Raw genomic sequence first — 12,452 nt, 5'->3', positions numbered from 1 at the left:
GCCGAAGGGCTTCAGCCCTTCGGAATCCCCTACAGGGTCATGCCGCGGGCGGTGACCGGCCAGATCGCCTCGACGCGGCCGTTCCGCACGCCGACATACCAGTCGTAGACGTTGACCGTCGGGTCGCAATGGCCGGGGATCAGCTTCAGGCGCTCGTTGAGCTTCAAGACGTTGCCGGGGTCGCTGATCACCCCGTGCTCGTCCGAGCACTTGATGTACTCCACGTCGTCCCGGCCGAAGACCACCGGCAGGCCGCTATCGATGCTCTGTGCCTTCAGGCCGGCATCGCAGATCGCGACGTCCGCCTTCGCCTTGCTCATGATCGCCGTGTAGATGAACAGGCTGTTCTCGAACTCCGCGATCGGCCGGCCCTCGGCGTCCTTCACCCGCTGGTAATCCGCGTCCATGAAGACGTAGGAGCCGCATTGCAGCTCGTTGTAGACGCCGCTGCCGCCCTCCATGGCGAAGCTGCCGGTGCCGGCCCCCGCCACGATGGCGCAGTCGAGGCCCACGGCCTTGAGCAGGTCGACGGTGCGCCGGGTCTCGTCGATCGCCGTCTGGATCAGGGCTTGGCGCTCGCCGAAGTCGCGCACGTGCTGAGCCTTGCCCTGGTAGGCCTGCAGGCCGGCGAAGCTGAGGCCCGGCGACGCCGCGATCTTCTGCGCGATCGCCACTGCGGGCTCGCCCGGGGCGACGCCGCAGCGGCCGGCGCCGACGTCGATCTCCACGAGGCACTCCAGGGTGACGCCGTACTTGACCGCCGCCGCCGAGAGGTCGCCGACGTTGCCGAGGTCGCCGACGCAGACCAGCACCCGCGCCCGGGTGGCGAGCGCCGCGAGGCGCTCGATCTTCTTCGGCGCCACCACCTGGTTGGAGACCAGCACATCGCGGATGCCGGCGCTCACCAGCGCCTCGGCCTCGCTGACCTTCTGGCAGCAGACGCCGCAAGCCCCGCCCCGCTCGATCTGCAGGACCGTGATGTCCGACGATTTGTGGGTCTTGGCGTGCGCCCGGTGGCGCAGGCCGTGCGCCTTCATGAAGCGGCCGAGCTTGTCGACGTTGCGCTCGAGGGCGTCGAGGTCGACCAGCAGGCAGGGGGTGTCCACCTCCTCGACCGGCATCCCGACGCTGGCGGGAATGTTGTTGCGCATGGTGTGTCCTCCTGATCGCGTGCGGATCTCGTGACGGGGCTCGATTACGGGGCGAGGCCCAGAAGCTCGGCGATGCGCGGCGTCGCCTTGATGCCGGTGCCGGTGAGCACCACCACGGTGGTCTCCTCGGGCCGGATCGCGCCGCGCGCGGTGAGGTCGGTGAGCGCCGCCGCCGCCATGGCGCAGGTCGGCTCGACGTAGAGGCCCGACCGGGCGAGCTCCATCAGGGCCGCCTCGATGGATTCCTCGGAGACCGCCACGGTGCCGCCGCCGGAGCGGCGGAGCGCTGCCAGTACCTCCCGGCCGCGGACCGGCTGGGCGATCGAGGCGCCCTCGGCCAGTGTCGGGCGCGGGGTGACCGGCACGAAATCCGCGGCGCCGGCCTCGAAACCCGCGTGCAGGGGGGCGCAGTGGGCCGGCTGGACCGCGTAGAGCCGCGGCAGGCGGGCGATCGCCCCGCGGCGCAGCAGCTCCGAGAAGCCGATATCGCAGCCGAGGATGTTGCTGCCGGCCCCGCACGGGATGATCACGGCGTCGGGCGCGGTGAAACCCAGATCCTCCCACAGCTCGTAGGCGAGCGTCTTGGTGCCCTGGAGGAAATGGGCCTGCCAGTTGTGGCTGGCGTAGAAGATCGACTCCGCTTGGGCAACGGCCGCGTCGGCGGTGTCCTGGCGGGTGCCGGGGATCAGCTCGACTTCGGCGCCGGCGGCCCGCATCTGGACGGTCTTGGCCGGCGAGGTCGAGGCCGGGACCAGGATCTTCGCCCGCATCCCGGCGGCGGCCGCGTAGGTCGCCACCGCGGCGCCGCCGTTCCCGGAAGAATCCTCCAGCACCGCGTCGATCCCCTGCTGGCGCAGGATCGACAGCATCACGGACGCGCCCCGGTCCTTGAAGCTGCCCGAGGGCGCGAACCACTCGAGCTTGAAATGGGCGTGGCCGCCGCGCCAGGGCCGGCGCACCAGCGGGGTGCAGCCCTCCCCCAGCGAGACCGGGTCGGCCACCGCCACCGGCAGGGCGGCGGCGTAGCGCCAGAGGGAGCGCCGGCCCGTGTCGATCTCCGCCCGCCCGATCCCCGGCAGGTCGCTGATCATCAGCGGACCGCCCGTCTCGGAGCGCCAGCGCGGCGTCTCGATCGGGTAGGTCGCCCCGGTCGCGGGGTCGAGATAGGCGGGAGACGAGGGCATCGCGGCTCGGTTTCCGGGGTGGCTCGGAAAGAGAATACAAAATAATCTGCGACGGCGCGCCCCCCGGTTGGGGGACGGGTTGGCGCGCCGTGCCGCGCGTCAGGGCTCCGCCCTGACAACCCGCCGAAGGGCCTCAAGGCCCTTTGGAAACCCGGGTCAGGCTGCGAGCGGCAGGACCATCGGCTCCGGGGCGTGCTCGGCGGCGATCGCGCCGGCGACGAGTTCGGCGGTGGCGCCCGAGAGGGTCCAGCCGAGATGGCCGTGCCCGGTGTTGTAGAAGATTCCGGGCCGGCGGCCGCGACCGACCTTGGGCAGCATGTTCGGCAGCATCGGCCGCAGGCCGCTCCAGGCCACCACCCGGTCGGTGTCGACCAACGGGAACTGCTCCCGGGTCCAGTCGACCAGCGGCTGGATCCGGTCGTGTCGGATGTCGCGGTTGAAGCCGTTGAACTCGGCGGTGCCGGCGACCCGCAGGCGCTCGCCGCCGAGGCGGCTGGTGACGATCTTGGCCGCCTCGTCGAGGATGCTCACCTCCGGGGCCGCCGCCTGCGCCTCCGGGGTCAGCAGGTTCACGGTGATCGAGTAGCCCTTCACCGGGTAGACGTTGACCCGGTCGCCCAGCATCGCCGCGAAGTGCCGGCTGGCGCAGCCCGCGCAGATCACCACCGCGTCGGCCCGCAGGACCCGCGCGTCGCCGGCCGTCTGGCCCGCGTCACGCCAGCGAACCGCGTAGCCCCCCTCCCCCGGCGCGATCGTCTCGACGCTGGCGTCCTGGACGAAGCGGACGCCCTTGCGCGCGCAGGCGGAAGCGAGGCCGCGGGTGAATTTGTGGATGTCGCCGGTGGCGTCCGAGGGCGTGAAGTAGCCGCCGTGATAGCGCCCGGCCAGCGTCGGCTCGATCGCCCGGATCTCCTCGGGGGTCACGGCGTAGCGCTCCAGGCCGCCCTCCCGCAGCAGAGCGTTGACGGCGGTGGCCTTCTCGAAGCTCGCCCGGTCCCGGTAGAAATGCAGGATGCCGCGGGTCTTCAGGTCGAACTCGATCCCCTCGGCCTCGGCCATGGCGAACAGGGCCTCCCGGGCCTTCAGGGCCAGCCGCACCGTCTCCACGGTGTTGGCGCGATAATGGGCGATCTCGCGGACGAACTCCGCCATCCAGGACAGCTTGTGCCAGGAGGGCTTGGGATTCATCAGCAGCGGCGCGTCCCGGCGCAGCATCCAGCGCAGGCCCTGCACCACCGTGGAGAGCTTGTTCCAGACCTCGGCGTTGCAGGCCGAGAGCTGGCCGCCATTGGCGAAGGAGGTCTCCATGGCGGCGTAGCGCTGCCGGTCGAGGACGGTGACGCGGTAGCCGCGCTGGGCGAGCGCGTAGGCGGTCGTCACGCCGGTGATGCCGGCGCCGATCACGGCGATGTGGGTCATGGTTCGGGACTCCGAGACGTCGGGACGCGGGAAGGCCGCCCTGTGCGGTCGGCCGGTTGCGCGCCCCATCTGTCCCGATGCCTGAGAGCTTGATCCGGCCGCGCCCTGGCGAGGCGAAGCACGGACGTCCCCTTCGGCGGGTGCCCACGGGTCCACCCGCTGCACCACTCTCCAGATCGCCCTGACGACACGGTTCCGGTGCCTGAGAGTTTCCGGGGCGGTTGCTCCGTCGGCGCCGGGTCCCCTCTGCTGGGAAGATCCCGGTCTCTCCCGCATCGTCGCGATGGGCTGCTTCTCGGATACGCCGGTCGCCCGTCGGGGAGAAGCCCGCACGTCCCGGCCGGGACGGATTTCGCCGACAGCCGATCCCGGTTGTCACCGCCGGGAGCGATCCCGGCCACCGTCGGTTGACGGAGGAATTCAGGGAGCGACCGATGCTGACGAGGACCGCGATCTACGAGGGCACGGTGCGCGACGGTCGCGAGGAGGAGTTCTTCCGCCGGGTCCGGGATGAGCTGGAGCCGTTCTGGCGGCGCTTCCCGGGCGTCACCGCGGTGCGGGTGCAGCGCCTCGTCTCCAAGGACGCCGACGCGCGGCCGATCGCCATGATCCTCGAGATGGACTTTCCCGATCAGGCGACGCTGGACGCCTGCCTCGCTTCCCCGATCCGCCCGGAATCGCACGCCGCCACCGAAGCGGTGATGCAGATGTTCGAGGGGCGCTTCTATCATCTCGTCAGCGAGGGCCGGACCCTGCCGCCAAGCCGTTAGGGCTTGGTGCGGAAACGCGGGATCTGGCTTCCCCGATCTGATCCCGCGCCGGCAGAGACCCGGGCCTGCCGCCGTTCCGGTGCGTCAGCGGCGGGCTCTCAGGATCGGACGCAGCCCGCCATCCGGACGGTGCGCGCCCTGGAGCTCACGCCCTGGAAAAAGCCGCGTACCGGTAGCGTTCTCTCAGTGCGCCGAGGCCGTTCGCCCCCATATCGCCGTCTCGGGACGCTGCCTGACAGCCTCTCGAAGCCCGGCGCCCTGTCGTGGTTGTGCCGGGCGCGCCCATTCGGTTCGACCCGGACGCGATGAGCCGCGACTTCGTCTCGCGAACTTGCAGAGGAGACCATGAACCGACTTCGTGACGCGGTGCTCGCACCGGCCCTGATCCTCGGCCTCGCCTCGGGGGCAGCCCACGCGTCGAACCGGTTCGATGGGGCTTGGTCGGTCGTGGCGATGACCGAGAGCGGGACCTGCACCGGGCCCTATCGCTACCCCATCGTGATCCGGGACGGGCAGGTGGATGAGGCCGGGGGCAACGGCGTTGATGCCTCCGGCCATGCCGGAGAGGACGGCCGGATCACCGGCACAATCCGCAAGGGCCTCGCCAACGTCGCGGTGTCCGGCCGCCTCAGCGGGGCCGCGGGACGGGGGCGCTGGACGCTCTCCGGTCTGGGCTCGTGCTCGGGACGCTGGACGGCCCGCCGCACGGGGTAGCGCGGGTCGGAGGTCGGAGCCGCCGCGTCGGATGCGCGCCCGGCCCGATCCGGTCGCTCCCGCCTGTGACGCAAAATCAGGCACTCCAAGTCAATACAGGATCTGTATTTACCCTCTATAAACCTCGATCAACTGATTGATCTACCACGATAACAAATCTCAGCACGATCGCTTCAGCCGCGCCAACTTCTTAAGGGTCTCGGGTCAGCTTCTGTCGACACGACAGCACCTTCAGATTTGGCAGGCGGCACGATGGCGAAGTGGATACCCGGCGCGGCCGTCTTCGGCCTGCTGTGCCTGATGATCATCCCGGCTCCCGGGATCTGGGGCGTGCTGATCGGGGCCGCCTGCGTGCTGGCGATCGTCGGCAGCCTGTGCATGCTCGCCCTCGATCGGGTGGCGAGCGCCATCCTGGCCTGGCGCGATCGGGTGCGGGCGCGACGCCTGGGCCGGGCCCGGGCGGTCCGTGCCGGCTTCGGAGTGACCCGGAAGGCCTGAGTGCCGGAAGGGGGCTCGGCGGGGACTGGATTCCGCGCGGCATCGGTGCAAGGTCCCGGCGCCACGATCACGGCGCCAAGACCAACCGGGACGGTCCGATGAAGCTCCTCTACTCCCCCGCCTCGCCCTATGCCCGCAAGGTGCTGGTCCTCGCCCACGAGGCGGGACTGATCGACCGGATCGACGTCACCGTCGCGGGGGCCTCGCCGACCGGCCCCTCCGCGGAGGTCGCCGCCCACAACCCTCTTGGCAAGATCCCGGCCCTGGTGCTGGAGGACGGCACCGCCCTCTACGACAGCCGGGTGATCTGCGAGTATCTCGACGGTCTCTCGGCCGGGCCGCGCCTGTTCCCCGAGGGCGCCGCCCGCTGGGACGCGCTGACCCGGCAGGCGCTCGCCGACGGCCTGCTCGATGCGGCGCTGCTGACCCGCTACGAGCGCGTGCTGCGCCCGGAACCGCAGCGCTGGGACGCCTGGGAGGCCGGCCAGATCGGCAAGATCCGGTCGGCGCTGGACCGGTTCGAGACCCTGGTCGCCGGGATGCCGCCGCTGGATATCGGCACCGTCGCGTTGGCCTGCGCCGTCGGATACCTCGATCTGCGCTTCCCCGACCTCGGGTGGCGCGAGGGTCGTCCGGCCATCGCCGCGTGGTACGCGGAATTCGCGCGCCGGCCGTCGATGGAAGCCACCGTGCCGAAGGGCTGAGGATCCCGCCCGCGGGACCGGCTACGGCCGGGCCCGGTCGGCGGTCGCGTAGGGGTGCGTGGAGCCGAGCGGGTCGGCGAAGAAGCTCTCCACCGTCCCGGCGCCCGTGCCGAAGGTTATGAGCAGGAAGCCGCCCGCGAGCGCGAAGTTCTTGAGGAAATCCCAGAACAGCTCGCGGCCCTTGCCGCCGGTCCGGAAGTCGCCCGGCACCCAGAACTGCTTCCACAGGAGCGCCGTGACCCCGCAATAGCCGGCCATCACGAAGGCCGCCGCCCGGTCGGCGGTCCCGGTCAGGATGCAGAGCGACATCCCGATCTCCACGCAGAGCCCGATCAGGATCAGCGCCGTGGCGGGCGCCGTGGCGTGCACGGCCTGCCGCGCCTGGCCGACCGCGCCCTTGAAGTTCAGGATCTTGTCGAGCGCGCTGAACGGCAGGAACAGCAGAACCAGGAGCAGGCGGGTGCCGAACGCGATCGCGACGCTGAGGCTGGCCATGCGCTGAGACGACTCCCGATCCGGCCCGCTTCGGGCCGCTGATCCAAGCCGCGAGCGGCGCAAAGGTTTCTTCCCCGCCCCCGCCCGGCGGCGCGCCTCAGCCCCGGCAATCCCGGATCAGCCGCCGCACGAAGCCCGCGCAGGCGTCCAGTTCGTCCCGGGTCACGTACTCGTCGGCCTTGTGGGCGCGGGCGATGGAGCCGGGGCCGATCACCACGGCGGGCACGCCGCCGAGCCGCTCGAACAGCCCGCCCTCGGTGCCGTACGAGACCTTGGCGTGGCCGTTCCGGCCGGCGAGCCGCTTGGCCAGGGTCACGATCGGCGCCTCCGGGTCGGTGTCGAGGCCCGGATAGTCGATCAGCGGCTCGACCGTCACGCCGCACGCCGCGTCGACCGCCCGCATCAGCGGCACCAGGGTGTCGGTGGCGTAGGCGATGGCCGCGGCCGCCAGCGCCCCGGCATCGTCCGCGCCGATCGCCCGGTACTCGAACGCGACGCTGCAGCTATCGGGGACGATGTTGAGGGCCGTGCCGCCCTGGACCACGCTCGACAGGCCGGTGGTGTGGGGCACGTCGTAGAGCGGGTCGCGGGCGCCGTCCCGGGCGAGCGCCTCCGCGGACAGGCGGACATGCTCGATGAAGCGGGCGGCATATTCCACCGCGTTGACGCCCTGGGGCGCCAGGGCCGAATGGCTGGCCCTGCCCCGGAAGGTGAGGCGGGCGGCCGACTTGCCCTTGTGGCCGACCACCACCTCCATCCCGGTGGGCTCGCCCACGAAGCAGCCCAGCGGGCGGGGCATGCAGGCCAGCATCCGGTCGATCAGCGGCCGCACCCCGAGACAGCCCACTTCCTCGTCGTACGAGATCGCGAGGTGGATCGGGGTGGCGAGCTCCGCCGCCACCATCTCGGGCAGGAGCGCGAGGCAGACCGCCAGGAACCCCTTCATGTCGGAGGTGCCGCGCCCGTAAAGCCGGCCCTCGGCCTCCCGCAGGATGAACGGGTCCGACGACCAGGGCTGGCCCTCGGCCGGCACCACGTCGCTGTGGCCGGAGAGCACGTAGCCGGGTCGGCTCGCGAACGGGCCGACGCTGACGAGGAGCGCCGCCTTGAGCCCGGTCGGGTCGGCGACGCGCTCCACCGCGGCGCCGTGGCGGCGGCAATAGGCCTCCACCCAGTCGATCAGCGGCAGGTTCGAGCGGGCGCTCACCGTGTCGAAGGCGACGAGCCTCTCCAGCAGCGCCACCGGATCGGGCGCATCGGAGGGCGGGGGCGCGGCGTTCCGTTCGGGCTTCGTCGGTCCGGGCTCTGACATGGTTGCTCGCGCGCGAATCGTCTCGGGGAAAGCCTGCGGCTTCTACGGGGTTTTCGACGATCCGGGGATGCCGGGAAACGCCCTGGCTGCCCGCCGGGCCCCGAAAAGCGCAGGTCCCGGAACCGGAGCGGCCGCCGCCGCGTAGCTGCCGGTGACAGCCCCGTCCCCGCGAGCCCGAACCATGCGCGCCGGCCCGAACACGATCTCCGCGATGGTCACCGCCGCGATCCTCGCCGTCGCGATGCTGGCGAGCGGCCCGGCCGTCGCGCGCCCGCATCCCGGCCGCCACCCCGGGCCGGCCTCCGGCTCCGACATGGACCGGACCCTGGCCCGCATGGCCGCGCGCGACCGGCTCCGGGGCTGGCGGGAGAGCTGGCAGGAAACCCGGCCGCTCGCCCTGGTCTTCGCACCGGCCACCCGGGAGCGGGTCGCCGCCCCACCCTTCACGGGCTGGGGCTACGGCGGCACGATCCCTGGCGCCGGGCCCGGATTCTGAGCCGCCGGGATGGCCCGGGCCGTGCCCGGATCCCCCGTGCGGCCCGCTTCATGATCGCCCGATGATCACGCCATGACCGACAGCCCTGCCGCCGCCACCCGCCGCGTCCCGCAACTCACCCATGCGGCCGCGCTGGCCGCCCTGCAGGCGGCCGTCGCCCACGCGGAGGCGATCGGGGTGCCGGAGAACGTGGCTGTGGTGGACCAGGGCGGCAACCTGCTGGCCTTCCTGCGCATGGACGGCGCCAAGCTCCTGTCCCGCGAGAGCGCGCTGGCCAAGGCGGTGACCGCCGCCTCCAACGGCGTGCCCACTGGCCGTCTGCCCGCCGATCTTGCCGTGACCGTGGCCCTCGCCTCCCGCGGACGGCTCACCAACCTCCCGGGCGGCCTGCCGATCCTGATCGACGGCGCCTGCCTGGGCGGCATCGGCGTCGGCTCGGGAACCAGCGACCAGGACGTGGCGGTGGCCCGCGCCGCCCTGCGGGCGATCGGCGCGGAAGATTTGGATGTACGAGATCCGAATGTGCGAGGTCCGAACGGGCAGGCTCGGGGCGCGGGCGGCCCGGAGCCCTGATCCGCCTCGACCCCGGCCCGGCACCCTGCCATGGTGCGGCGGATGGGGCGCCGGAGACAACCCACGATGGTTCTGGATTTCCGCCTGGACGACCCGACCCCCGCGGATCCGCGCCGCCGCTGGGCCGACCTCGACCAGGCCGGGCGGGACGCCTGCTACGACAACACCCGGGCGGTGGCCGACAGCGCGCGGCAGGTGGAAGCGCGGGACGAAGCCTCGGCGGCCTACCGGGCCGCCCATCCGGCCGGCCTCGACATCACCTACGGCCCAGGCGCCCGCAACGCCCTCGACCTCTACCCCGCGCGGGACGGAGCGGCGCCCTGCTGGTCTTCCTCCATGGCGGCTACTGGCAGCGGGGCGCCCGGGAGCTGTTCGCCTGCTTCGCGGAAGGTCCGAACGCCGCCGGCTGGTCGGTGGCGATGGTCGGCTACACCCTGGCCCCGGAGGCGAGCCTCACCCGGATCGTGGCCGAGACCGGCGCGGCCCTCGACTGGCTGGCCGCGAACGGCGCCGCGCACGGGATCCGCGGTCCCCTGATCCTGTCGGGCTGGTCGGCGGGCGGATTGCTCACCGCGATGCAACTCGCCCATCCGGCGGTCGCCGCGGGACTCGCGATCTCGGGCGTCTACGACCTCGCGCCGATCCGCCAGACATATCTCGATGCCAAGCTCGGCCTCACGGATGCCGAGATCGCGGCGCTCTCGCCCCTGCGCCTGCCGGCAGTCGGCAAGCCCCTGTGCATCGCCTACGGCACCCGCGAGCTGCCGGCCCTGGTGCATGACGCCCGCAACCTGCACGCCCTGCGGGCGGCGGCTCACGCCCCCGGCCCCCTTCTGCCGGTGCCCGGCGCCGAGCATTTCTCGGTGCTCGACGCCCTGCGCCGGCCGGACGGGATCCTGGTCCGGGCGGCCCACGCCCTGCTGGGGGCGTGACCGGGACGGGCCCGGCCGGAGCTCGATGGGGATCCAAAGGCGTGGCGGCCCAAGGGCGAGACTGACATCGCCGGCTGCATATTTGCAACTCTCGATAGTAATAGTGCATCGCCGGGAGCCGAACCTGTCTTGCTGACCCTTCCGGCGCGTGCTCTGAACGTCTCCTGAGCAGGCTTGGTGGGCGCGATCTCCGGAGGCGGGCGCGATCTCCGGGAGCGGACCGAGTCCGGGGGGCGGATGCAGGCGGGCGCGCAATCGGAATTGCCTGCAGCGGCGCGTGCGGCGACGTCTCCGGCAGCTCCTATCGGTCGGACCGCGCCGCGCCGCGGGGCGCCGCGGCTGCGTGTCGTGCTGGCGGTGAGTTTCGGCGCGATCGGCTTCCTGGCAACCCTGGCGCTCGCCGCCCTGGTCAGCCGCGAGGCGAGCCGCCGGCTCGAGGCGGAGGTCGGCGGCCAGCTCGCCGAGATCGCCGGCCAGATGGCGCGCGGCCTCGACCTCGGCATGTTCGAGCGCTGGCGCGACATCCAGATCGCCGCCGCCTCGGACAGCCTGCGCGATCCCGGGGTGAGGGCGGACGCCAAGCGCGCCCTGATGGAGCGGCTCCAGGCGACCTACCCGGCCTACTCGATCATCGGGCTGATCGACCCGGACGGCCGGGTCGCGGTGACCAGCACCGGCGCCCTGGAGGGGGCCGACGTCTCGGGCCGCGATTATTTCCGGGCCGGCCGCGAGCGGCCTTTCGTGGGCGACGTGCACCCCGCCAAGCTCCTGCAGGCGCTGCTGACCCCGGACGCGGCGAGCGGGGGCGCCACCGCCCGGGAACCGCTTCGCCTCCTCGACGTCGCGGCCCCGGTCCGGGCCGCGGACGGGCGCGTCCTCGGGGTGCTGGCCGCCCATCTCGACTGGACCTGGGCGCGCGACATGGCGCGCATCCTCGAAGGCTCGCTGCGGGGCCACCGCCAGGGCGCCGAGATCCTGATCCTCGGCCATGACGGAACCGTGCTCCTCGGGCCACCCGCCCTGCAGGGCGGGGCCCTGCCCCCGGCCGTGCTGACCGGCAGCCAGTCCCTCGATCCGCACGGCACGAGCCGGGTCGGGCGCTGGCCGGACGGCCCTGCCGCGTATCTCAGCGCGCGGGCATCCACGGCCGGCTACCGCGACTATCCCGGCCTCGGCTGGCAGGTGGTGGTGCGCCAGACGGCCGACCGGGCCCTGGCCTCGGTCGCCGCCCTGCGCTGGAGCATCCTGAGTGCGGGCAGCGCCGTGGCTTTGGCCTCGGCGCTGCTGGCGTGGCTGCTCGCCGGCCTGATCGCCCGGCCTCTGCGGGACTTGGCGGCCGCCGCGGGGGCGCTGGGCCGCGATCAGAAGCTGCCGCCCCTCCCCCGCTCCCTCGTGCGCGAGGGCGCTATGATCGCCGACGCCCTCGGCGCGGCGGCCGACGAGCTCGCCCGGCGCGCGGATGCCCATCAGCTGCTGGTCGATGAACTCAACCACAGAGTGAAGAACACCCTCGCCACCGTGCAGTCGATGGCGGCGCAGAGCCTGAAGAATCTCGGCGGCGGTGCCGCGGCCGGGCGCGACGCCTTCGAGGCGCGGCTCCTCGCTCTGTCGCGGGCCCACGACATCCTGACCCGCGAGAGCTGGGCGAGCGCGGACCTGCGCGGCATCGCCGATCAGGCCGTGCGCCCCTTCCTCGACCAGGCGCATCCGGGCGCGCCGACCCCGCGCATCACCCTGGACGGACCCGACCTGCGGCTGCCGCCCGAGGGGGCGCTCGCGCTCACGATGATCCTGCACGAATTGTGCACCAACGCGGTCAAGCACGGCGCCCTCTCGGTTCCGGGTGGCCGGGCGGCGCTGGCCTGGACGCTGGAGCCCGGCCCGGAAGCCCGGATTCTGCGGATGAGCTGGCACGAGCGGGGCGGCCCTCCGGTCGTCGCCCCGTCGCGGGTCGGATTCGGGAGCCGCCTTCTGGAACGGGGTTTCGCGGGCCGGAACACCGCCAGCCTCGCCTACGAGACCTCAGGCCTGATCTATCGGGCGGTCTGCCCCCTGCCCCCTGCCACCCGCACGGAGGCCGGTTCGGCCCCGGCGCGGTAGATCCGGGCCGGAGGGGCCTGAGGACGGTTCCGGCGAACGTCGTCAGGGCGGTCTCCGCCGGGGTGGTCCGGGTGCGTGGCCGCCGGACTTGAGAGCCCTCCACA

General features: G+C 72.6%; 12 protein-coding genes, 1 pseudogene and 2 riboswitches. Of the genes and pseudogenes, 8 read left to right on the top strand and 5 right to left on the bottom strand.

The window, feature by feature from the left end; genetic code table 11:
* Positions 1 to 29 precede the first annotated feature (29 nt).
* The 3 genes from M6G65_RS08405 to M6G65_RS08395 all read right to left on the bottom strand — a co-directional run bounded on the left by M6G65_RS08405 (position 30) and on the right by M6G65_RS08395 (position 3,754).
* Positions 30 to 1,151: a DSD1 family PLP-dependent enzyme gene (locus tag M6G65_RS08405; RefSeq protein ID WP_250103816.1), complete on the bottom strand. Its 1,122-nt coding sequence runs from the start codon at positions 1,149 to 1,151 to the stop codon at positions 30 to 32.
* Between the two features lie 44 nt (positions 1,152 to 1,195).
* Positions 1,196 to 2,335 (bottom strand): pyridoxal-phosphate dependent enzyme, encoded by a 1,140-nt coding sequence (locus M6G65_RS08400; RefSeq protein WP_238198993.1) that lies wholly within the window; start codon positions 2,333 to 2,335, stop codon positions 1,196 to 1,198.
* Positions 2,336 to 2,491: 156 nt separating this feature from the next.
* On the bottom strand, positions 2,492 to 3,754 hold the full coding sequence (locus M6G65_RS08395) for a D-amino acid dehydrogenase (protein ID WP_238198992.1): 1,263 nt from the start codon (positions 3,752 to 3,754) through the stop codon (positions 2,492 to 2,494).
* A gap of 67 nt (positions 3,755 to 3,821) precedes the next feature.
* Positions 3,822 to 3,931: riboswitch (glycine riboswitch) on the bottom strand.
* 3 nt (positions 3,932 to 3,934) lie between these two features.
* A riboswitch (glycine riboswitch) is annotated at positions 3,935 to 4,037 on the bottom strand.
* A gap of 151 nt (positions 4,038 to 4,188) precedes the next feature.
* On the opposite strand from M6G65_RS08395, the gene M6G65_RS08390 reads away from it, so the two are divergent.
* From M6G65_RS08390 to M6G65_RS08375, 4 genes are all read left to right on the top strand, one after another.
* Positions 4,189 to 4,524 (top strand): hypothetical protein, encoded by a 336-nt coding sequence (locus tag M6G65_RS08390; protein WP_238198991.1) that lies wholly within the window; start codon positions 4,189 to 4,191, stop codon positions 4,522 to 4,524.
* Positions 4,525 to 4,869: 345 nt separating this feature from the next.
* Entirely contained in the window at positions 4,870 to 5,238 is a 369-nt protein-coding gene (locus M6G65_RS08385; RefSeq protein WP_238198990.1) for a hypothetical protein, read from the top strand.
* 252 nt (positions 5,239 to 5,490) lie between these two features.
* Positions 5,491 to 5,736 carry a hypothetical protein gene (locus M6G65_RS08380; RefSeq protein ID WP_238198989.1) on the top strand — a complete coding sequence of 82 codons (246 nt, stop codon included), beginning with the start codon at positions 5,491 to 5,493 and terminating at the stop codon, positions 5,734 to 5,736.
* A gap of 98 nt (positions 5,737 to 5,834) precedes the next feature.
* Positions 5,835 to 6,440, top strand: a complete 606-nt coding sequence (locus M6G65_RS08375) for a glutathione S-transferase (protein WP_238198988.1) — start codon at positions 5,835 to 5,837, stop codon at positions 6,438 to 6,440.
* Between the two features lie 21 nt (positions 6,441 to 6,461).
* Here M6G65_RS08375 and M6G65_RS08370 read toward each other — a convergent pair whose 3' ends face one another.
* Positions 6,462 to 6,935, bottom strand: a complete 474-nt coding sequence (locus M6G65_RS08370; protein ID WP_238198987.1) for a DoxX family membrane protein — start codon at positions 6,933 to 6,935, stop codon at positions 6,462 to 6,464.
* Positions 6,936 to 7,032: 97 nt separating this feature from the next.
* Entirely contained in the window at positions 7,033 to 8,247 is a 1,215-nt protein-coding gene (gene argE / locus M6G65_RS08365) for an acetylornithine deacetylase (protein WP_250103815.1), read from the bottom strand.
* A gap of 181 nt (positions 8,248 to 8,428) precedes the next feature.
* Here argE and M6G65_RS08360 point away from each other — a divergent pair, with 181 nt between their 5' ends.
* The 4 genes and pseudogenes from M6G65_RS08360 to M6G65_RS08345 all read left to right on the top strand — a co-directional run bounded on the left by M6G65_RS08360 (position 8,429) and on the right by M6G65_RS08345 (position 12,348).
* Positions 8,429 to 8,743 carry a hypothetical protein gene (locus M6G65_RS08360; protein WP_238198985.1) on the top strand — a complete coding sequence of 105 codons (315 nt, stop codon included), beginning with the start codon at positions 8,429 to 8,431 and terminating at the stop codon, positions 8,741 to 8,743.
* Between the two features lie 72 nt (positions 8,744 to 8,815).
* Positions 8,816 to 9,316 carry a GlcG/HbpS family heme-binding protein gene (locus M6G65_RS08355; RefSeq protein ID WP_238198984.1) on the top strand — a complete coding sequence of 167 codons (501 nt, stop codon included), beginning with the start codon at positions 8,816 to 8,818 and terminating at the stop codon, positions 9,314 to 9,316.
* A 66-nt stretch (positions 9,317 to 9,382) separates the two neighbouring features.
* A pseudogene (locus tag M6G65_RS08350) lies at positions 9,383 to 10,248 on the top strand (alpha/beta hydrolase).
* A 348-nt stretch (positions 10,249 to 10,596) separates the two neighbouring features.
* Positions 10,597 to 12,348 carry a sensor histidine kinase gene (locus M6G65_RS08345; protein WP_238198981.1) on the top strand — a complete coding sequence of 584 codons (1,752 nt, stop codon included), beginning with the start codon at positions 10,597 to 10,599 and terminating at the stop codon, positions 12,346 to 12,348.
* Positions 12,349 to 12,452: the final 104 nt, after the last annotated feature.

Origin of the sequence: Methylobacterium tardum (assembly GCF_023546765.1) — a bacterium.
In the GTDB taxonomy this organism is placed as follows: domain Bacteria; phylum Pseudomonadota; class Alphaproteobacteria; order Rhizobiales; family Beijerinckiaceae; genus Methylobacterium; species Methylobacterium tardum.
This window is presented reverse-complemented; position numbering and strand designations above follow the sequence as displayed.